Origin of the sequence: Ureibacillus thermosphaericus (assembly GCF_012396605.1) — a bacterium.
Taxonomy (GTDB): Bacteria; Bacillota; Bacilli; order Bacillales_A; family Planococcaceae; genus Ureibacillus; species Ureibacillus thermosphaericus.
On sequence record NZ_JAAXPW010000001.1, the window covers coordinates 134,273 to 154,491 of the forward strand.

18 protein-coding genes are annotated in these 20,219 nt (G+C 35.6%); 13 read left to right on the plus strand and 5 right to left on the minus strand.

Annotation, left to right across the window (positions count from 1 at the left end):
• Nucleotides 1-120: 120 nt before the first annotated feature.
• Nucleotides 121-1,461, minus strand: coding sequence for an amino acid permease (locus tag HF990_RS00695; protein ID WP_168411743.1), 1,341 nt, complete (start codon nt 1,459-1,461; stop codon nt 121-123).
• 515 nt (nt 1,462-1,976) lie between these two features.
• On the opposite strand from HF990_RS00695, the gene HF990_RS00700 reads away from it, so the two are divergent.
• Complete coding sequence (locus HF990_RS00700; RefSeq protein WP_168411744.1) at nt 1,977-4,901, plus strand: DUF4073 domain-containing protein; 2,925 nt, start codon at nt 1,977-1,979, stop codon at nt 4,899-4,901.
• A gap of 48 nt (nt 4,902-4,949) precedes the next feature.
• Here the strand turns inward: HF990_RS00700 and HF990_RS00705 are convergent, their stop codons facing one another.
• Nucleotides 4,950-5,423: a VanZ family protein gene (locus tag HF990_RS00705; protein ID WP_247595781.1), complete on the minus strand. Its 474-nt coding sequence runs from the start codon at nt 5,421-5,423 to the stop codon at nt 4,950-4,952.
• 8 nt (nt 5,424-5,431) lie between these two features.
• Nucleotides 5,432-6,331, minus strand: a complete 900-nt coding sequence (locus tag HF990_RS00710) for an aldo/keto reductase (protein WP_016836892.1) — start codon at nt 6,329-6,331, stop codon at nt 5,432-5,434.
• 427 nt (nt 6,332-6,758) lie between these two features.
• On the opposite strand from HF990_RS00710, the gene HF990_RS00715 reads away from it, so the two are divergent.
• Nucleotides 6,759-7,019 (plus strand): hypothetical protein, encoded by a 261-nt coding sequence (locus HF990_RS00715; protein WP_168411746.1) that lies wholly within the window; start codon nt 6,759-6,761, stop codon nt 7,017-7,019.
• Between the two features lie 677 nt (nt 7,020-7,696).
• On the opposite strand, the gene HF990_RS00720 is transcribed toward HF990_RS00715, so the two are convergent.
• Nucleotides 7,697-7,882, minus strand: a complete 186-nt coding sequence (locus tag HF990_RS00720) for a hypothetical protein (protein WP_016836895.1) — start codon at nt 7,880-7,882, stop codon at nt 7,697-7,699.
• A gap of 214 nt (nt 7,883-8,096) precedes the next feature.
• On the minus strand, nt 8,097-8,435 hold the full coding sequence (locus HF990_RS00725) for a hypothetical protein (RefSeq protein WP_168411747.1): 339 nt from the start codon (nt 8,433-8,435) through the stop codon (nt 8,097-8,099).
• Between the two features lie 620 nt (nt 8,436-9,055).
• Here HF990_RS00725 and HF990_RS00730 point away from each other — a divergent pair.
• The 11 genes from HF990_RS00730 (at nt 9,056) to HF990_RS00780 (ending at nt 20,025) form a co-directional block, all read left to right on the plus strand.
• The gene (locus tag HF990_RS00730) at nt 9,056-9,598 is read left to right on the plus strand and encodes an NUDIX domain-containing protein (RefSeq protein ID WP_168411748.1); all 543 of its coding nucleotides are present in this window, start codon (nt 9,056-9,058) and stop codon (nt 9,596-9,598) included.
• A 96-nt stretch (nt 9,599-9,694) separates the two neighbouring features.
• Nucleotides 9,695-10,207 (plus strand): hypothetical protein, encoded by a 513-nt coding sequence (locus HF990_RS00735; protein WP_016836899.1) that lies wholly within the window; start codon nt 9,695-9,697, stop codon nt 10,205-10,207.
• A 64-nt stretch (nt 10,208-10,271) separates the two neighbouring features.
• A complete protein-coding gene (gene fur, locus HF990_RS00740; RefSeq protein ID WP_016836900.1) occupies nt 10,272-10,730 on the plus strand; it encodes a ferric iron uptake transcriptional regulator in 459 nt (152 codons plus the stop codon).
• 258 nt (nt 10,731-10,988) lie between these two features.
• The gene (gene xerD / locus HF990_RS00745) at nt 10,989-11,891 is read left to right on the plus strand and encodes a site-specific tyrosine recombinase XerD (RefSeq protein WP_168411749.1); all 903 of its coding nucleotides are present in this window, start codon (nt 10,989-10,991) and stop codon (nt 11,889-11,891) included.
• 25 nt (nt 11,892-11,916) lie between these two features.
• A complete protein-coding gene (gene deoB, locus HF990_RS00750; protein ID WP_168411750.1) occupies nt 11,917-13,095 on the plus strand; it encodes a phosphopentomutase in 1,179 nt (392 codons plus the stop codon).
• Nucleotides 13,096-13,108: 13 nt separating this feature from the next.
• Nucleotides 13,109-14,413: a pyrimidine-nucleoside phosphorylase gene (locus tag HF990_RS00755; protein ID WP_168411751.1), complete on the plus strand. Its 1,305-nt coding sequence runs from the start codon at nt 13,109-13,111 to the stop codon at nt 14,411-14,413.
• Nucleotides 14,414-14,661: 248 nt separating this feature from the next.
• Nucleotides 14,662-16,383 carry a SulP family inorganic anion transporter gene (locus HF990_RS00760; RefSeq protein ID WP_168411752.1) on the plus strand — a complete coding sequence of 574 codons (1,722 nt, stop codon included), beginning with the start codon at nt 14,662-14,664 and terminating at the stop codon, nt 16,381-16,383.
• 514 nt (nt 16,384-16,897) lie between these two features.
• Nucleotides 16,898-17,248, plus strand: coding sequence for an anti-sigma F factor antagonist (gene spoIIAA, locus HF990_RS00765; protein ID WP_016836905.1), 351 nt, complete (start codon nt 16,898-16,900; stop codon nt 17,246-17,248).
• Nucleotides 17,241-17,684 (plus strand): anti-sigma F factor, encoded by a 444-nt coding sequence (gene spoIIAB, locus HF990_RS00770; RefSeq protein ID WP_016836906.1) that lies wholly within the window; start codon nt 17,241-17,243, stop codon nt 17,682-17,684. The genes spoIIAA and spoIIAB overlap by 8 nt, the downstream gene beginning before the upstream one ends.
• Nucleotides 17,685-17,776: 92 nt before the next feature.
• Nucleotides 17,777-18,571, plus strand: a complete 795-nt coding sequence (locus HF990_RS00775) for a SigF/SigG family RNA polymerase sporulation sigma factor (protein ID WP_016836907.1) — start codon at nt 17,777-17,779, stop codon at nt 18,569-18,571.
• The gene (locus tag HF990_RS00780; RefSeq protein WP_096550770.1) at nt 18,568-20,025 is read left to right on the plus strand and encodes a spore germination protein; all 1,458 of its coding nucleotides are present in this window, start codon (nt 18,568-18,570) and stop codon (nt 20,023-20,025) included. Before HF990_RS00775 ends, HF990_RS00780 begins: the two co-directional genes overlap by 4 nt.
• Nucleotides 20,026-20,219 lie beyond the last annotated feature (194 nt).

Genomic DNA, 20,219 nt, shown 5'->3' on the forward strand with positions numbered 1-20,219 from the left:
CATTTAGTGTGCTTAAAGATTGATTCGTATCTCTGTCTCGGTAATGAGTTCTTCAATCATCATACCTCAATCTACGTATCACATACATAAAAGGGAATTTCCAGAAAAAACGCCCTGCGCTTATTTTTTCTTGCGAAGGGCGTAAGTAATAAACAAAATAATAAACCAAATCGGAGTAAGTAAAACCGCTATTCTTGTTTCTTCGGAAATCAACATCACGACTAATACAGCCACAAAAAATATCAACACAACATAATTTACAAATGGTGCAAGAGGAGCTTTAAAAATGGATGTTTTATGTAAATCCGGTCTTTTTCTTAAATAAATTATATGAGTAATTAAAATAATGCTCCAAACCCAAATAAAACAGATAGCACTAATTGTGGTGACAATACTAAAAGCTGTATCTGGAATAATATAACTTAATAGAGCCCCTATTGAAACAACGATGGAAGAAATGAAAAGTGCATTTCCAGGGACAAAGTTTTTATTTAATGTTGATAGGAATTTTGGCCCTAGATGGTTCTTACTTAAATTGTACATCATCCGGCTTGTTGAAAATAAACCGCTATTTCCGGCAGAAGCGGCTGATGTTAACACAACGAAATTGATAATGCCGCTAGCCAGTGGAATTCCTGCCAAAGTAAAGACTTGTACAAACGGGCTATTGGTAGCACTTAATTCAGTCCAAGGATTAATGCATAAAATGACAAAAATTGCTCCTACATAAAACAGCAATATACGAATGGGAATTTTATTGATAGCAGAGGGTATATTTTTTTCGGGATTCGAAGTCTCCGCAGCCGCTACCCCCACAAGTTCAACCCCTACAAATGAGAATACAACCATTTGGAATGCAAAAAGGAATCCAATCATACCATTTGGAAAAATTCCACCATGACTCCAAATATTGCTTACTGACACATGACCAGTATCCGTTTCAAATCCAATAATGATTAAGAAAATACCGATTACAATTAAAGCAATAATCGTAATTACTTTAATAATTGCAAACCAAAATTCCAACTCTCCAAATAGTTTTACAGTTAATAGATTCAATAAGAGCAATAAAATAATCGCAATCAATGTTGGAATCCATTGAGGGATATCGAACCAATAACGAACATACACACCAACGGCAATTACATCAGCCATCGCTGTCATAATCCAGCAGAACCAATATGTCCATCCTGTTACATACCCTGCCCAAGAACCTATGTAATCTGTAGCGAAATCGGTAAAGGATTGATACCCAGCATTGGATAACAGCATCTCTCCTAGGGAACGCATCACAAAAAATAGGGCAGTCCCAACAATAAGATAAACTAATAAAATGGATGGACCTGCTTTAGAAATTGCAGCACCAGATCCTAAAAACAGTCCAGTACCGATTGTTCCCCCGATTGCAATTAGTTGTACATGCCTGTTTTTTAATTCTCTTTTTAATTCTTTCTGTTTCATCTCGTTGCCCCCAAGACTCGTTAACTAGGAAAGGAATGACAATTTGCACTTTCCTAATCTTAGTTATCACTTTTTTTAAACAAAATCATCATTTTTTTTGATGACAACTTCAAAATTCTATCAATAAACTATTTTTCTTTCAATATCTTATATCGAAATAGAATTCGCAAACGTAATTTTGAGTAGAAAATACCAACGAGGGCAGAATTTTTAATACAAGAATAACAATAAATGTGGAGAAAAAAGTAGTGATGAATAATAATAGTTCAATTTAGAGAAAACATTTATGATGTGTACGAATCTACATTACTTGGAGGTATCATTTTTGAAATGTCTTCTAGTTTAATGCAGGAATTTACATAAAGGAATTCTATGATTAGAGTGGACTGAAAGAGGGATTGAATGAAGAATCAATCATTAGGATATAATTCCCAATAATAAATATTTTTTTCTGATTCCATATAACCTTCCTCCTATATTATAATTAAACAATACCAATATAGGAGGAATTTAGTATGAATGTAAAACGTAGTATACGAAGGTTGTTTCAAATTACATTAGTCATTGTAATGATATTGCTTTTGACAGCTCCGCAAACATTTGCTTTTACGCAATACAATACGGCTGCATATGGATTAGCCTATCGGAATGGTGATGTCTATTTTACTGGTTACGATTCTGCAATAAAAATTAGCAAAATCTCCAGTGACGGGAATATGACCGATGTCGCAACGAATTTTCAAGGATTAGGACCCATTTCGTTAGATTTCGATTCGGATGGCAATCTTTATTATACGATTCCTAACAGTTTCCAGCTAGGTAAGATATATAAAATTTCTAGTGCAGATTTAGCTGAAGTGACCGTAAATGCAGCAAATGTAGCTACAGAAGTTGTTATAGGCGGCGGGGATTTATTTGGATTAGCCTTCCACCCTATAACAGGTGATGTCTATTTTTCAGACAATTATTCAAAAAAGATTTATAGAATATTAAAAAATGATTTTAATGAATTTCCAATAGAACTTACAGACGAAAAGGTACATGAAATCGGAACAATGATGAATTTATTATTCGATATTGCTTTTGATAGCGCTGGGAACTTATATATTTCTGATTTCAATGGAATTATTAAGGTTTCAAATGATGACCTAGCTGATGGTCATATCGACAATGCGTTGTCATATACACCTTTAACATATGTATTTGGAATAACTTTCACTTCGGATAATCGGCTATACTACTCAACACTTTCACCAGCAGTCATAAAACTACTAGATGATCCTCCTATAGCAAATGACGTCTTAATAACAGGACAAGCCGAAGTTGGAAAAACATTAAGTGGTTCTTATATTTACAGCGATACGGAAGGAGCGCTGGAAGGGGAAACGACATTTAAGTGGTATCGCGCTGATAATGCTTCTGGAGACAATAAAACAGCTATATCCGGGGCAACTGGCAATTCTTACAACCTTACTGAAGCTGACGTGGGTAAATACATTAGTTTTGCTGTAACACCAGTTGCTCAGAGCGGTTGGACACACGGACTCGAGGTGCTGAGTTCATTTATAGGACCTGTAATCGTAACTGCTCCATCTGCACCAAATGTAACAGTAGATGATGTTAATAACATTATTATAGGTATCGATGAGACGATGGAATATAAAATTGATGAGGGCGATTGGACTCCATATAACGAACAAACGCCTCCTAATTTAAGTGGAAACAAAACAGTCAAAGTACGAGTGAAAGCAACAAATGATACACCAGCAGGAGAAGAAACGCAACTCGTGTTTACAGCAAATCCTCCAGGAGCACCAAATGTAACAGCGAATGATACAAACAACATCATTATTGGAATTAATGAAACGATGGAATATAAAATTGATGAGGGCGATTGGACTCCATATAACGAACAAACGCCTCCTAATTTAAGTGGAAACAAAACAGTCAAAGTACGAGTAAAAGCAACAAATGATACACCGGCAGGAGAAGAAACACTGCTTGTATTTACTGCAAATCCATCACCGTCAAAGCCTGATCGGACTCCATCAACTTCACAGTCAACAACAGAACAAATTATTGTAGATGTGGATGGAAATAATGATTTCCATTTAACAAAAATATCAGTAATTCGTTCTAAAGAACAAGATGGGACGATTAAAGATGAAATATTAATGACTGATAGTAATGCAAAAGAAACGGTATTAAAGGCTAAAGAACAAGGTATTGACACTGTACGTATTATCATCCCGGATGAAGACGATCAAGTAGCAGAAGTTAAAGTGGAAATAACGAAAACAGCGTTGGAAGAATTAAACAATGGGAATTTGAAACTGGAAATTGCTACTTCAAATGCGGTCATTTCGATTCCAGTAACATCGATTCATCATTTTAATCAAGATCTATATTTCCGTATCGTTCCAATGAAATCTGCAACTGAACAAAACCAAGTTGAAGAGCGTGCTAAGAATGAACCATTAATTAAAGAGGCAGTTGGAGATAATGCTGTCCAAGTTATAGGGCGTCCAATGGAAATCGAGACAAATATGCAAAGTCGCCAAGTATCAATTATTCTCCCAATAACGGCAAATCTTCCAACAAATCCAGCTGAACGCCAAAAAGTGTTAAATAATTTAGGCGTATACATTGAGCATAGTGATGGCTCGAAGGAATTAATGAAAGGAACTGTAGTAAAAATGAAAGACGGTTCGGAAGGTCTTGAATTTGAAGTAAATAAATTCAGCACTTTTTCAATCGTTTATTTAGAAGGTTGGCAAGATGAAGTAGCAGAAGAAGAAACTGAAACTCCTGAAAAAGCAGCTCACATTCCATACATCAACGGCTATAACAATAACGAATTCCGTCCAAATGCGTTTGTAACACGTGCTCAAATGGCGAAAATGATTGCTCAAAATCTTGATGGATCTTTATCAACAAAAGCGTTTGAAGATGTGAAATCTTCACATTGGGCATTTAATTATGTGTTGGAAGTTAAAGAAGCTGGTATTATGACAGGTGTGAATCAAACAACATTTAATTTAAACGGAAATGTAACGCGTGCTCAAATGGCAAGTATCGTCTATCGTTGGATACAAAAGCAATGTGAAAAAGACTCATCCGCTTATGCTAGCTGTGGAATGTTAAGTGATATTCCAGAAGCAAGTTTCAAAGATGTAATGAGCGACCACTGGGCAGCTGAAGCTATTAATTTTACAAAAGTGGCAGGTATTATGGTAGGTTTTGAAGATCAAACCTTTAAGCCAAATCAAGAACTAACAAGAGCTCAAGCGTTAAAAGTAATAAACATGCTTTTCAAACGAGGGCCATTAACTAATGTAGAAACTCCAACGTTTTTAGATGTTCCAAAAACTCATTGGGCTTTCGGCGAAGTGGAAGAAGCAGTAAGAGAGCATGATATATTATTAGATGATAATAGATAAAAAGAAAAACAACCTAGCATATAGAAGCTAGGTTGTTTTTTTGGCAATTTAATAAGATTTTCGATTCAACAAATATTTTATAAAAAAATATACCTTGAGACAAAAAATAAAAGTAATGGCACCAGCCGTATCAATTAAAACATCATCAAACACACCAGTACGTCCATCTACGAAAGTTTGGTGATATTCATCTAACATGGCAATGAAGAATGTAACTAAACAAGAAATAACCGCTGCAAATGTCCATTTCAATCGACGAAATAGCAAATATAAGAGCACGGCAACGATTCCATAGCCAATAAAATGCAATGCTTTACGAATTAAAAATTCAACAAAATAATAATATCCACGGGTTTCGACAGAAATAGTTCTTCCCCAATATGTTACTTCAATTTTACTTAACAAGTCATAAAAAGGTTGGTTGCTTAGAAGCACTCTTAATTCAGGAACAATAGTCTGCTGTTCATAAGGCATGCTAGAAAGATAATATAAAATGATTAGTGCGGTGATTACGAAAAACAAATATTTCTTCATCGGTGATCAGTATATATTTCTTGTTTTGTAATACTTTGAATAAAAGAAATGTCGGTGATGTTTTGAGCTTCTTCATAAGCTTTCATATTTTTCAGCAGTTGTTCCTTTGTTCTAGCTCCAACAACAATGGATGCTACAGCAGGTTGACTCAAATTATAAGCAATCGCAGCAGGGTGAACCGATCCGTATTGCGATTCAATTTTTTCTAAAATAGAGACAAGCTCTTCTTTCGAGTAATTCAAATAGGAATCAACATTTTCCACTCGTTTTTTCCACTCATCTGTCAGTAATCCCTTTGCAATGGAACCTCGTGTAACAATCGAAACGCCTTTTTCTTCAAAGAAAGGTAGCCATTCCTCTGGTCGTCTATCCAAAATGCTAAATTGCATCATATTGGATACGGCTTGGCTGCGTTCAAAAAAGGATTGAAAAACATTTGGACGAATGGAAGATATGCCGTACTCCCGAATGAGTCCTTCCTTTTTTAATTTCTCAAAAGTGTCGATGATGTCATCCCATGGATCGTCGATAGTGCCGCCATGAAGTTGATATAAATCAATATAATCGGTTTTTAATCGGCGTATACTTTCTTTTACTCCTTCTTCAATATGTTTTTTTGATGCATCCCAATACCAGCCATCACCGTTAGCATTCCAGCGATTTCCGACCTTTGTAGCAATGAATACTTGGTCTCGATAGGGCTTTAACAGTTCACCGACAATTTCTTCATTAATACCTTTATTATATAAATCAGCTGTATCAAAATAATTAATGCCACATTCGATAGCCGTTTCAATTACTGGTTTTGCTTCTTCTAAGTTTGTTGGAAGGGACATGCACCCTAAACTGATTTCGGAAATTTCAAAAGCACTTGTACCTAATCTACGTTTTTTCATCGAATCCCCGCTTTCTTTCTTACATTTACTCAAACGATTGGATATAGAAAAATTATCATAAAACATGCTCGAAATCTAGTAATATCAAGGAATGTAGGGGCTTGAAGTTATGCTCTAAACCCGATTTTAACTCCATTTTGATTTAAAAATGTCTATCAATGCACGATAAAGGCTCAAGACTTAGAGTATGCCAATACTTGGAATAAAACAACAATCTATTGTGGTATATTTTACAAATTTATAATTAAATGTTAGAAGGTTTTATAGACTACAACATTGTTTAGACTTTCGGAAATCTAATTAAATGGTATTTTTCGTTGTCTGTAAACGAAATGCATCGTTGGTGATGGGAAAAATATCCAACACTTACCTCCAAAATCTTCATAAAAAATGATAAAATATACAAAATTTTAGAATGGTGGGGGTTATGAAATATCTTTTAAATATTAGTTTGTTATTGATTGTGATGTTGGTAGGTTGTGAATCGAATTTTGATAATCGTGTTAGTGAGGTTGAATATGTAAAAGAAATCATACACGAAGAACTAGATAATGAAAAGGATACTGAAGAACTAGATAAAAGATTTCAATCACGATTTCCAGACGCTAATGTATATAATAAGATTTGGTTTGATGTAACAAATGATGGCGTTGATGATCTAATCATTGTGTTTGACACGAATGATTAAAAAACAAATTTTGCTGTACTGACAGAAGGAATGTTTAATGCAGTATCTTTCAATGATATGAATAGCGATATTGTTTTTAGTAAAGGTAGTGAGTCAATAAAATTATTAGAAAATCCGAATCGGTTGTTTTTTTTCCATGCATGATAACAAGAAAAATTTTGATTTTGAACTTGAAGTAACAGTTGAATATGACAAAGAGAAAAATGATTCGAATATTGTAATAAAATCCATTGATTAACGATATTCTTGTTTTTATTTTCGATATTGCAGTTAAACTTTTCGATTTCAGTCCATTCTCTTTGCAGATATCATAAATGCTATTAGTGGAATGGGAAGATTATCTTGATTGGGCATGAAACAACAAGACATTCAAAATATTAATCTTTTTCATTCATAGTGTTTTGCCTTCGCGAGAAATCGAAGTTCCAACTACCTTGCGATTGGTGGTATCGGTGTTTTTTTAGTCATTACTTATTATAATCCTAAACCTTAAAAATGGAAGGCGACCCTATAGAGTGTGAGGTGCCTTTCATTTAATATATCTTTTCGGCTACAACAAAATTCAGAAAATATATAATTTATTTATATCAAAAAACACCCTCTAAACCTTTTTAGTCTCAACTTTCTTTCAAAATATTCAATCATACTTCTCCCTTCTACATTTGTTGAAGTAGATATCATCGCTCATCATCTAAATCATTATCAAAAAATGATTTTTTCTTTTCCTCTGTAATACCAAATTTCTTCTCAATTGCTTGTCCAACGATTGAACTGTTAATCCCTCTTCTAACTGCAGTTTCGATAACAACAAAAAGAATTATTAAACTAACTATATATAGAATTATTGAAGCCATAGGTATCACAAAAATCCCTCCATCGTCATTTTGTTAAATCCACTAATAGCATCTTATTTAATGCTTAAACTCTTAATCGAAATAAATAATTTTCCTGCAGAATTCATAATTGTATCCCTAATCCATTGGAGTTCATTCATAGTAGTAATTTTTGCCCGTACGGAAACTTCTGTTTTTTCACGGAGAATGCTATCAATTTCAAATTGACTTTCTAGTAACATATCTAAAAATATCTGTAATTTATCCTCTCTTTTTTCCCGATATAAAATATAATTTTAATTTTATATTTTCTTTCGGAAAGTAAATACTGATTCAATGCCCAAATGTAATTTTTTGTTTTTTCATCAAAGTGACTGGGATCACTAAAAATTTTTGCTTGTCCACAGTGCTGGCAAATGGCTGAGTAGCGAACATGATATACACCAATACCTGGCTCTTCAACATTTACATATACTTCATAAGGAATGAACACATCATAGGTACAGAAACTGCAAATAATTGGCTCATCAAAAATCGTAATTCGGCTTTTTAAGGGACGTAAAGACTCATCTGTTCTGCTCATTTTTTATCACTTCCGTGTACTCAATAATCGATATGTGTTTTTGCAAAGAATGGTCATACCGAAATTTTTCTTGAAACAATCGAATATCACCACAAGATGTACAGGTAAAAGATTGCAATGTCAGTTTCTCTTTTTCATCCTTATTGAAAGTTACTCTATCCAAATAAACCTCGCGATGTGTAAATTCATTGTTTTGGCAAAATGAACAAATCAGTTGTTGATTACGAATTTTTATTTGATAAATGCCTTTTCTTCTAACCAACTTATCACTCCTACACAAAACCTATACTTTATTTTACCATATTTTGAATAACTTGGATTTCTAGTGATGTAAAAATAGAATCTAAGGCTTTCAATTGTTAAAACTCATATGAATGTATAAAACTACCTAAATTACTGTAAAAGTGGGATTTAGAAGACGATCACTGTTTTATCAATTTGCGACAAAGCAAGTTCTATTAACAAAATAGCATCCAGAAATTTTACCATCTTCACCATTTTAGAGAATCTTGGAAAAATTTAATGATTCGCTTTTGGCGATTTCTGTTATACAAATTACTTTTCATTTAAAGAACTAATGGTACAATGAATTCTGTAATAACGACAAGCGAGGAATTAGTATGAAAAAATTTGAAGAAAAAACGATTCATTCGACAGAAATTTTCAAAGGGAAAGTAGTTTCTTTAAAAGTAGATGATGTATTATTGCCGAATGGAAAGCAGTCGAAGCGCGAAATTATTCATCATCCAGGAGCAGTTGCGATTATTCCAATTACCAATGAAGGAAAGATTGTTTTAGTAGAACAATATCGAAAAGCGTTGGAACGTTCAATAATTGAAATTCCAGCAGGGAAGTTGGAACGAGGAGAAGATCCAGCCGTCTGTGCACGAAGAGAATTGGAAGAGGAAACAGGTTATGGTGCAAGACAATTGACGTATATTCAATCTTTTGCAACATCTCCAGGATTCGCAAATGAAATCATTCATCTTTATGCGGCAAAAGATTTATATAAAATAGAAGAAAAACGAGAATTGGATGAAGATGAATTTGTATCCATCATAGAAGTAACGTTAGAAGAAGCGGAAGAAATGGTAAAAAACCAGCAAATCTATGATGCGAAAACAGCATTTAGCGTGCTTTGGGTAAAATTAAACGAAATGTAAAATTATGAAGAGCGAAATTTTGATAGAATTTACTAAAATTCGTACTAATAAACCCCGTGGACGAGCATAAGCTGTAACAACGAAAGGAGAATGCTTATGTTTCGTTCCGTACAAGTTATACAATATGGATTTTTACTAGCAATAGGTTTTGTTAGTGGGGTTATTTGTTTCCAAGCTTTTTCTTTGGACAAGTCTATGAATCTTATTAAGTTAGTGGATCCGCGTGTGTTAGAACTATCAGATGTCACTATGTGGCAAACGATATTACCAATTGTTGCATGGGGATTATTTGTATTATTTTTTACAACTCACCCATATCTCCATTTTTTTGCTAGACTAGTAGTAGCTGTAAAGGCCACATTTTTTGGTTTCGGATCGGTATTTTTGTTAACTCAACAAGAATCGATTCTTGTCTATAGTGTTTGGTGGTTTCCATTTCAGCTAATTTATTGTATCTTACTATTAGCGCTATGTTCTGTATTTGGAACTAGAAAAGTAGGGCCGAATCGTAAGTTTGTTTTTAATAAACATTTATTTATTACATTAATGGTTGCTTTTACAGTGATGTGCGTTGGGGAAATGTTCGTTATTTCATATATCATTAATTAGTCCCCTAATCTTGTAATTAATTTTAGACTTTTGTTATAATGGAATGTGTTTAGGAGGGCGTCATATGGAAAGCCGTATTGATCGTATAAAAAAGCAATTACATAGTGCTGGCTATAAACTGACGCCACAGCGTGAAGCGACAGTTGCAGTACTATTAGAACATGAAGAGGATCATTTAAGCGCAGAAGATGTATATCTATTAGTAAAAGAAAAAGCGCCTGAAATTGGTCTAGCTACCGTGTACCGCACTCTAGAATTATTAACAGAACTAAAAATTGTCGATAAAATTAATTTTGGAGATGGCGTTTCCAGATATGATCTTCGACAAGAAGGTGCAAAACATTTCCATCATCACCTAGTATGTATTGAGTGTGGTTCAGTAGATGAAATTCAAGAAGACTTATTAGAAGAAGTAGAAATGGTAGTAGAAAAGCGATGGAATTTTATAATTAAAGACCATCGTCTCACATTCCATGGAATTTGTCATCGTTGCCAAGAAAAACATGATCATGAAGATGAGTAATCCCTAAATAGGTAATCCTATTTAGGGATTTTTTGTCGAATAATCGTTAGAAATTCAAATGCTTGCGAAATCGGTCTAAAAACTTGCAGAATTGTAAAGTTTGCACGATTTTTCGCAATAAAATGCAAAATGATGATTATAGAGAATATCAATTATTTAGGATTTCTTGCATCTGATTCCTAATAAAAAAATGTTAAATCTTGTATGCTTTCATAAAAATCTCTATCATTTTATATAAAGGAAGGGACAGGTGAGAAAATGAAAGAAGCGCAAGAAGCCGTCCTAGATTATCTCCATTTTCTAAGAGTAGAACGGCAATATTCTGAAAATACGTTAGCATCTTATAGAAGGGATTTAGAAGATTATATTGAACATTTACATAAAGGGCAAAAATTAGAGAGGTTAAATGATGTTGATCGTACTAGAATTCTAGTCTATTTGGAGCATTTAAGGGATAATGGCAAATCTTCTCGAACGATTGCCCGCCACATTTCATCAATCCGTTCATTCCATCAATTTTTATTAAGGGAAAAAATCACTGATCATGATCCTACAGTACATTTGGAAATGCCTCAAATTGTAAAGACATTGCCGAAAGTGTTATCCATTGCAGAAATCGAAGCATTAATACATGCGCCTGATCGTTCAAAACCCCAAGGCATCCGTGATGTGGCTATGATTGAATTGCTCTATGGTACGGGTATGCGGATTAGTGAATGTATTGAACTTAATTTAGAAGATGTGCATTTATCGATGGGATTTGTGCGCATTTATGGAAAAGGTGGAAAAGAGCGAATTGTTCCTCTAGGAAAGAGCGCACTTTATGCATGTGAAACATATTTGCAACAAGCTCGCCATCTGTTGCAAGGGAATTATCCAAAAACAGATGCGTTCTTCATTAACCGTAGAGGAAAACGTTTAACGCGGCAAGGATGTTGGAAACTACTGAAACAGCATGCTTTAGCTGCAAATATAAAAAAGGAAATGACTCCCCATACATTACGTCATAGCTTTGCCACACATTTAATTGAAAACGGAGCGGATCTTCGCTCGGTACAAGAAATGTTAGGACATGCGGACATTTCTACAACTCAAATTTATACACATATTAGTAAAACAAGACTTTCAGAAGTATATAAGCAATTCCATCCTCGTGCGTAGATTGTCAATGATAAGGAGGAAAAAAATGAAACCATTTAAAAGAATTCATTTAATCGTATTGGATTCAGTAGGAATTGGGGAAGCACCAGATGCAGAAAAATTCGACGATGTTGGAAGCGATACGTTAGGTCATATAGCAGAAGAGATGAATGGTTTACGCATGCCCAATATGGAGGCGTTAGGTTTAGGAAATATCCGAGAAATAAAAGGTATAAAAAAGGTTTCTAGACCGAAAGCCTATTACGGAATGATGCAAGAAGCTTCAGCAGGAAAAGATACGATGACCGGTCATTGGGAGATTATGGGGTTGCGAGTAGATCAACCTTTTAAAGTATATCCAAATGGATTCCCAGATGAGCTAATTAAGCAACTAGAAGAGAAAACGGGTCGGAAAGTAATTGGGAATAAACCTGCAAGCGGAACCGCCATTATTGAAGAACTAGGACAGGAGCATATGGAGACGGGAGCAATTATTGTCTATACATCCGCTGATCCAGTTCTTCAAATTGCTGCTCATGAAGACATTGTCCCATTAGAAGAACTTTATAAAATTTGTGAAATTGCACGAAATCTAACTCTAGAGCCGGAGTATTTAGTTGGGCGTGTGATTGCTCGACCTTTTGTAGGAACACCTGGAAACTTTTCTCGTACTGCGAATCGACATGATTATGCAATCAAGCCGTTTGGAAGAACGACGATGAATGAACTTAAAGATCATGGTTTTGATGTGATTGCCCTTGGGAAAATTTCGGATATCTATAACGGTGAAGGAGTAACGGAAGCCATTCGCACGAAAGATAATATGGACGGAATGGATAAATTAGTAGAAGTGTTAAAACGAGATTTCCACGGATTAAGTTTTTTAAATTTAGTAGATTTCGATGCGTTGTATGGACATCGACGAGACCCAATTGGCTATGGAAAAGCGTTGGAGGAATTCGATCAGCGATTACCAGAAGTGTTCGAGTTGTTAAAAGAAGACGATTTATTCATCATTACGGCAGATCACGGAAATGATCCAACCTTTAAAGGAACAGACCATACTCGTGAATATGTACCATTGCTCGTATATTCGAAAAGATTCAAAGAAACAGGAGATTTAGGTTTGAGAGAGACTTTTGCGGATATTGCAGCAACAATTGCTGAAAACTTTAACGTTCCCGCACCGGCAAATGGTACGAGCTTTTTGTCTAATTTAATTTAACGGGGTGAGTCAAATGAGAATGGTGGATATTATTGAGAAAAAGAGAGATGGTAAGGAGCTTTCAACGGAAGAAATTCAATTTTTTGTAAAAGGATATACAGAAGGTTCAATCCCAGATTATCAAGCTGCAAGTTTACTGATGGCCATTTATTTTCAAGATATGACAGAAAAGGAACGAACAGATTTAACAATGGCGATGGTAGAATCAGGGGATACCATTGATTTATCCGCCATACAAGGAATTAAGTGTGATAAACATTCTACAGGTGGTGTTGGAGATAAAGTGACCATTTGTTTATCTCCTATGGTGGCTGCTTGTGGAGTTCCAGTTGCGAAAATGAGTGGGCGCGGGTTAGGACATACTGGTGGAACGATTGATAAACTTGAATCTATTCCTGGTTTTCAAGTGGAACTATCTAGCGGGGAGTTTATTCAACAAGTCAATAACATCAAAATGGCAGTTGTTAGTCAAAGCGGAAATTTAACGCCCGCGGATAAAAAAATCTATGCTTTAAGAGATGTGACAGGTACCGTACCTAGTATTCCTCTCATTGCGAGTTCCATTATGTCCAAAAAAATTGCGAGTGGTGCTGATGCCATTGTTTTAGATGTAAAAGTCGGTGAAGGGGCATTTATGAAAACAGTAGAAGAGGCAGAAAAGTTAGCCCATGCAATGGTGAAAATCGGCAATCAATTAGGAAGAAGAACGATTGCCATATTATCCGATATGAGTCAACCGCTCGGCTATGCTGTCGGAAACGCCCTTGAAGTAAAAGAAGCAATTGAAGTGCTAAAAGGGAATGGCCCGGAAGATGTAAAAGAGCTTTGTTTAACCCTTGGCTCACAAATGGTTTATCTTAGTGGCAAAGCACAAACCCTAAAAGAGGCTAGGACGAAGGTGGAAAATGTATTAGCAAACGGAAAAGCATTGGAAGTGTTTAAAACATTTATTGCTTCTCAAGGTGGAAATCCATCAATTGTGGATGACCCAACTTTATTACCACAGGCAAAATTTCAAGTTGAGATTCCAGCAACTGAGTCAGGTTATGTAGAAAAAATAATTGCCAACGAAATCGGTGTAGCCGCTATGATTTTAGGGGCTGGAAGGGCAACAAAAGATTCCGAAATTGATTTATCTGTTGGAATCGTGATAAATAAAAAGGTTGGAGACTATGTTGAAAAAGGTGAACCACTAGCAACGATTCATTCAAACCGAGAAAATATCAATGAGATTAAAGAAAGAATATATTCGAACATCTTCATATCGAATCAAAAAGTAGAAGCCCCTTCTTTGATTAAAGGGATTGTTGCAGAATGAAATATTAGCTTGTAGTAATACACGCAAAATGAATAGACGATTTAAAAAGAGTGAATGGTGAGTTTTCCAATTCGCTCTTTTTCGTTTTCTTGCAATTTGTGATGGTTATTAATAAAAGGGTTCGATAGTCTTAATTTAAGAGACTAAAAAAGTTCTAAATTTTTCATAAAAAATATGACAAAAATATGAAAAATGTATATTATTAACTTAATAAAGCCATAAAAGAGAAAATTAAAGAAGGGATAAGAGTGGGTAAAATTTGGCGGGGGAGATTTGAAGGGTATTCGTTAAATTCTTTTAAAAAAGATTTAGTTTCAGGGACAATTGTTGGAATAGTCGCTATTCCTTTAGCGATGTCTTTTGCGATTGCCTCTGGTGTGAAGCCAGAGTATGGAATTTATACGGCAATTATTGCGGGGATTCTTATTTCACTATTTGGGGGATCGAAATATCAAATTGGTGGACCAACAGGTGCTTTTGTTCCTATTTTATTAGGCGTTGTACTTGTATATGGCTATGAAGATTTGCTGCTTGCCGGTCTGATGGCGGGAATTATGCTCGTATTAATGGGTGTATTGCGACTAGGAGTGCTTATTCAATATATTCCTAGACCTGTTACAATCGGTTTTACTGCTGGGATTGCAGTAATCATTTTTACTGGACAAATTGCTAATTTTCTAGGATTGCAAGGTTTGGAGCAGCATGAGCGTTTCATTGATAACATGCGAGAAATCGCCTCTCATTTGAATACAATGAATGTCTATAGTATTTTTATTGCAATATTATGTTTGGCTATCATCCTCATTACTCCAAAAGTGTTGCCAAAAGTGCCGGGGCCATTAATGGGCATTGTTATTTCGTCAGTTGTTGCTGCTATTTTCTTTAATGGACAAGTGGCTACCATTGGTTCTACTTACGGAGCTATTCCTAACACATTGCCACAATTAAAATTACCGGAAATTTCCCTTGAACGATTGGTGTCCTTGTTGGGGCCAGCTTTTGTCATCGCCATGTTAGGTGCAATCGAGTCATTGTTATCTGCAGTAGTTGCTGATGGCATGACAAATAGTAAACACAATTCAAACCGTGAATTAATTGGACAAGGTATAGCGAATATGGTGACGCCACTATTTGGTGGTATTCCTGCAACTGGTGCAATTGCCCGCACAGCAACGAATATTAAGTTCGGAGCTACATCGCCTATGTCTGGTGTTATTCACGGACTATTTGTTCTCATCATATTATTGTTATTTGCGCCTTTAGCGGTGCATATTCCGTTAGCAAGTTTAGCTCCTGTGTTAATGGTTGTTGCATGGAATATGAGTGAGCGTAAACATTTTGCTCATGTATTAAAACTAAAATCAGGGGATTCACTTGTATTAATTATTACGTTTTTACTGACTGTTTTTACAAGTTTAACAATCGCAGTGTTTGTAGGATTGTTGTTGGCCATATTGTTATTTGTGAAACGAATGAGCGACATGTTGATAGTGTCGAAAGTATTGCCCGACCATAAAAATAACGGAAAAGTTCAATCCCATGTCGTAAGTGAATCTCGGGATTGTCCTCAAATTAGTATTTATACGATTGAAGGTCCACTGTTTTTCGGTGCAGCCCAAACCTTTGAAGAACGAATTTTAAAGTCCCTTCACTATAAACCGCAAATTCTTGTACTTCGAATGGGGAAAGTGCCATTTATTGATGCAACTGGTGAGGCATATTTGAGAAATATTGTTCGCAATTTTAAATCACAAGGTGGACGACTGCTTGTAACAGGCGTACAACCAAGTTTGAAAACATTATTAAATAAAAGTGGTTTAACAAATGAAATAGGTGAACATAATTTTTTCGAACATACTGGAGATGCCATTAATTGCGCATTAGGATGCGTTAACCGAAACAGTTGTATTGGATGTAAACATTACGCTTTCCGTGAATGCGAAGAATTATCAACAACAAAAATTAGTTAACATGATTGAAAGGACAGATTTGACCATATTTTGGATCAAATCTGTCCTTATTATGTTTAAAATTCTTCCTTTTTTTCCATACTAAAGCTGATTAGGTAATCTCTTCTTAACTTGACGTTTCATGATGACGCCAAATTCCAGTGCAAAAAAGCATAGGTCAAGTGGAATAAGGGAAGGCGGGTTGGATAACTGAATTGTAGGATTGAAGCATTATTTGCTTTAATGACAATTGCATGCTGTGAATTAATAGATTTATGAATAGATGACGCCTTTCCAGATGAGCTTGCAATCCGTTTATCGACTTCTACTAGCGTACTTCGTTATTTCGCAAGCTCGTCAAATTGATTCGTTTGTATAGGTGGTGGATGAAGAAAACATAAGAAACGAGTAAAACATATTATTAAAAGATTTTGTCGTATTTTTACTAGTTTCGGCGAATTTCTTCTACTATTGTCAACCGAAAGGGATTTTGACGTGCTATGTGGAATTGCGAAGGGAGGAGGCGATGTAACGGATGAATTTTGAAATAAATATGGAAAGAGATATTGCCATCATTCGACTATATGGCGAATTGGATCATCATGAAACCGAAAAAATTCGTACTCACATTTCTCAAACGATTTTAAAAGGAAATCTGCACACTATCATTTGGAATTTAGAGAGATTAAATTTTATGGACAGTTCAGGGATTGGCCTCATCTTAGGCCGCATGAGAGAGTTAAGTGCGGTCAATGGACAAACCATCATTTTAAACCCTTCAAATACGATGAAAAAAATATTTCAATTTTCGGGGTTAAGCAAGTATGTGATGGAGGGTAAAGAAGAAGAGGCGATCTTATATGCAAGGGGGATTGTGAATGGATAATGAAATGACACTTTCATTTGTAGCTTTAAGTGAAAATGAGAGCTTAGCGAGAATTGCAGTAACAAGTTTTGTGGCTCAATTAGATCCAACAATTGATGAACTATCTGAATTCAAAACGATTGTTTCAGAAGCTGTATCCAATGCAATCATTCATGGATATGACGAGGATGGCAAAGGGATTGTCACTGTCCATGCAGTTCGCGAAGGAGATGTCGTTTCAGTAGCTGTGAAAGATCAAGGAAAGGGGATTCCAGATATTAAAAAAGCTATGGAGCCTTTGTTTACGACAAAGGCAGATATGGAACGGTCTGGAATGGGCTTTACAATCATGGAAAGTTTTGCAGATCATCTTCAAGTGGAATCTGAACCTGGTGTTGGTACGGTCGTTACTTTTTCCAAAAAATTTCACTCGATGAAAATGACGCAAATATCTTAACAACATGAGTGAAATTCAACACCTTTGCGTTTTAAAAGAATAATTTTTGAATTGGATGCCAATATTAAAGGTATTTGGAAGAAGTAAGGGGGATGAGGACAATCGAACAGCCGTCCAATGTTTTGTTAACGCAAGAAGAGATGCGGGAGCTCATTAAGCTTGCTCAGGCCGGCGATATGGAAGCACGTAAACAGATGATTGAAGGAAATACGCGGCTCGTTTGGTCGATTGTTCAACGCTTTGCTTCTCGAGGAGTAGAGCTTGAAGACCTATTTCAAATTGGTTGTATTGGATTAATGAAATCGGTGGATAAGTTTGATTTATCATATGATGTAAAGTTTTCAACCTATGCTGTTCCCATGATTATCGGAGAAATTCAGCGCTTTTTGAGAGATGATGGAATGGTGAAGGTTAGCCGTTCCATCCGAGAGTTAAATTATAAAATACGTCAAGTCACCGATGAATACTTAAAGACCAATGAGAAGCCGCCTTCAGTCTCAGAATTAGCTGAAATGCTTGGTGTGTCACAAGATGAAATTTTAGTGGCAACTGATGCAATGAGAGATCCGGCGTCTCTTCATGAACAGTTGTTTGAGTCAGAGGGAGACTCCATTACGTTAATGGATCAAATGAAGGATGAAAAATCTGAATTACCGTTTCAATATATTTCATTAAAAGAAGTATTGAAAAAGCTTGATAAGCGAGAACAAGCAATCATTTACTTACGTTATTATTTAGATTTAACGCAAACGGATATTGCTGAAAGGCTTGGCATATCTCAAGTTCAAGTATCAAGGCTAGAAAAGAAAATCTTAGCCCAATTAAAACAATGGATGGATACTTCATCAAATACATCAAGTAAAACAAAAAAGACGGTGAATAAATGACGAACAAAATTTTTGCATCATTGGATGAAGCGAAAGAGTTCTTATATTCAAAATTTGGTAAAGATGAATCTTTCGATGTCTGCATTAAAGAAGTTCATGTCAAAGATTTGCCTGTACTATGCGTATATATCAGCGGTCTTGTTGATGGAATGACGCTCACTGTGCAATTAACACCGCTTTATTTTGATAGTGAAGAAAAACAATCTGCTCATCCGGTTAAAAATGACGACATCTATTTTGACAATATGTTCAACTTTTATGGAAAAGCTGAGCCGAAAGATAAAGAAGAATTTCTGCTCGGCGTTTTAAGTGGTCAAGTTGGGTTTGTGACACAACAAGGCTACGCCTACTTAACAGAGATAAGAAGTTATCCAGGTCGTCAACCGGATGAACCGGATAATGAAAAAGTTATTCGAGGTTCCCGAGATGGGTTTGCTGAAAACATTATGCTAAATACGGCGCTCATTCGCAGGAGAATTCGAAGCCCAGAGCTGCGTTTTGAACTATATAAAATCACAACAAACGGAAGAACTGATGTTGCAATTGCCTATATTAAAGATATTGTCAATGACAAACATTTAAAGTGGTTGAAGCAACGTTTAGAAGAAATTAACCACGATGGATTGACGATGGCAGACAAAACATTAGAGGAGTGGATTTTTAAACAAAGGTTTCACCCAGTTCCGTTTGTTCGGTATTCGGAAAGACCAGATATTGTTGCCGCCCATTTGCTTGAAGGCCATATTGCCATTATCGTTGATACGTCTCCGTCGGTTATTTTGCTGCCGATTACGATCTTCCACTTAATGCAGCACGCCGAGGAGTATCGACAATCACCCTTTGTTGGTTCAACCGTTAGATTTTTACGTTATACTGCAATTCTTTTAAGTTTAACATTTATGCCGATTTGGTATTTGCTGGCCACCCATGAGCAATATTTACCGGAAGCACTTGATTTTATCGGTTCAAAAGAAGAATCGAATATTCCATTATTATTGCAAATCATCATTGCCGACTTAGGTTTGGAATATTTGAGAATTGCGGCAATCCATACACCAACGCCACTATCCACTGCAATGGGGTTAGTAGCGGGTGTAATCATTGGACAAATTGCCATTGATGTAGGTTTATTTTCACCTGAAGTTGTACTTTATGCAGCAGTTGTCGCAATATTTACTTTTTCCATTCCAACCTTCGAATTAAGTGTTTCCATAAAATATTTCCGTTTTATCGTATTAGGTTTAACAGCCTTATTTGGACCAAGTGGATTTTTCATCGGCTTCTTCTTCATCTTTTCGTATTTTTGTGCACTAAGGCCGATGCAAATTCCTTACATGTGGCCACTAATACCATTTTTCCCCAAAGCCTTCTTAAGGGTATTCATTCGATTCCCGATGGCAGACGATGCCCTCAGGCCATATATTGTTGGAGCAAAGCAGCGGAAACGTGTTTAAATTCAGTTGCGAAAGATGTGCGCCTATGTTAAAGTTCAAACATAAAACTAAAAATTTAAGGCTGTCCAGTGTCAAAATATTCAATCTATATTGTATAGATGATTTAATTCAAGGAAAGTTGGCGAAATTGGGCTTTCCTACCATTTTATCTGCTGACTGGTAGATGGAATTCATAAAGTTGAAATGGAATGCTT

What these genes read in the sequence shown, in the direction of transcription:
- HF990_RS00695 (WP_168411743.1), bottom strand. Translation starts at nt 1,461, where the DNA reads ATGAAACAGAAAGAATTAAAAAGAGAATTAAAAAACAGGCATGTACAA.
- HF990_RS00700 (WP_168411744.1), top strand. Translation starts at nt 1,977, where the DNA reads ATGAATGTAAAACGTAGTATACGAAGGTTGTTTCAAATTACATTAGTC.
- HF990_RS00710 (WP_016836892.1), bottom strand. Translation starts at nt 6,331, where the DNA reads ATGAAAAAACGTAGATTAGGTACAAGTGCTTTTGAAATTTCCGAAATC.
- HF990_RS00715 (WP_168411746.1), top strand. Translation starts at nt 6,759, where the DNA reads ATGAAATATCTTTTAAATATTAGTTTGTTATTGATTGTGATGTTGGTA.
- HF990_RS00725 (WP_168411747.1), bottom strand. Translation starts at nt 8,435, where the DNA reads ATGAGCAGAACAGATGAGTCTTTACGTCCCTTAAAAAGCCGAATTACG.
- HF990_RS00730 (WP_168411748.1), top strand. Translation starts at nt 9,056, where the DNA reads ATGAAAAAATTTGAAGAAAAAACGATTCATTCGACAGAAATTTTCAAA.
- HF990_RS00735 (WP_016836899.1), top strand. Translation starts at nt 9,695, where the DNA reads ATGTTTCGTTCCGTACAAGTTATACAATATGGATTTTTACTAGCAATA.
- fur (WP_016836900.1), top strand. Translation starts at nt 10,272, where the DNA reads ATGGAAAGCCGTATTGATCGTATAAAAAAGCAATTACATAGTGCTGGC.
- xerD (WP_168411749.1), top strand. Translation starts at nt 10,989, where the DNA reads ATGAAAGAAGCGCAAGAAGCCGTCCTAGATTATCTCCATTTTCTAAGA.
- deoB (WP_168411750.1), top strand. Translation starts at nt 11,917, where the DNA reads ATGAAACCATTTAAAAGAATTCATTTAATCGTATTGGATTCAGTAGGA.
- HF990_RS00755 (WP_168411751.1), top strand. Translation starts at nt 13,109, where the DNA reads ATGAGAATGGTGGATATTATTGAGAAAAAGAGAGATGGTAAGGAGCTT.
- spoIIAA (WP_016836905.1), top strand. Translation starts at nt 16,898, where the DNA reads ATGAATTTTGAAATAAATATGGAAAGAGATATTGCCATCATTCGACTA.
- spoIIAB (WP_016836906.1), top strand. Translation starts at nt 17,241, where the DNA reads ATGGATAATGAAATGACACTTTCATTTGTAGCTTTAAGTGAAAATGAG.
- HF990_RS00775 (WP_016836907.1), top strand. Translation starts at nt 17,777, where the DNA reads ATGAGGACAATCGAACAGCCGTCCAATGTTTTGTTAACGCAAGAAGAG.
- HF990_RS00780 (WP_096550770.1), top strand. Translation starts at nt 18,568, where the DNA reads ATGACGAACAAAATTTTTGCATCATTGGATGAAGCGAAAGAGTTCTTA.